The sequence below is a fragment of the Tatumella sp. UCD-D_suzukii genome, assembly GCF_000611875.2.
GTDB classification, from domain to species: Bacteria; Pseudomonadota; Gammaproteobacteria; order Enterobacterales; family Enterobacteriaceae; genus Tatumella; species Tatumella ptyseos.
This window is the reverse complement of the sequence record NZ_JFJX01000013.1, coordinates 1-671: the sequence shown is the minus strand read 5'-3', so window position 1 is coordinate 671 and position 671 is coordinate 1. Positions and strand designations below refer to the sequence as shown.

At 49.8% G+C, this 671-nt stretch carries 1 rRNA gene; it reads left to right on the top strand.

Going from position 1 to position 671, the window contains the following annotated elements:
* Nucleotides 1–88: 88 nt before the first annotated feature.
* A 23S ribosomal RNA gene (locus CG67_RS05675) occupies nt 89–671 on the top strand; the annotation flags it as partial.

Here is a 671-nt window from a genome sequence, read left to right as displayed (position 1 = left end):
TTGAAAACAATGAATAACGTTAAGTTATTCAGAGTCTCTCAAAAACTTTTACGATTCAGAGTCGTTGCAAGACGTCTGTGGGTTGTGAGGTTAAGCGAATAAGCGTACACGGTGGATGCCCTGGCAGTCAGAGGCGATGAAGGACGTGCTAATCTGCGATAAGCGTCGGTAAGGTGATATGAACCGTTACAGCCGACGATTTCCGAATGGGGAAACCCGGTGCACTCAGTGCATCATCGTTAACTGAATACATAGGTTAACGAGGCGAACCGGGGGAACTGAAACATCTAAGTAACCCGAGGAAAAGAAATCAACCGAGATTCCCCCAGTAGCGGCGAGCGAACGGGGAGGAGCCCGGAACCATCATCAGTGTGTGTGTTAATGGAAGCGTCTGGAAAGTCGCACGATACAGGGTGATAGTCCCGTACATGAAAATGCACACATTGTGAGTTCGAAGAGTAGGGCGGGACACGTGGTATCCTGTCTGAATATGGGGGGACCATCCTCCAAGGCTAAATACTCCTGACTGACCGATAGTGAACCAGTACCGTGAGGGAAAGGCGAAAAGAACCCCGGCGAGGGGAGTGAAAAGAACCTGAAACCGTGTACGTACAAGCAGTGGGAGCACCTTTTAGGGTGTGACTGCGTACCTTTTGTATAATGGGTCAGCG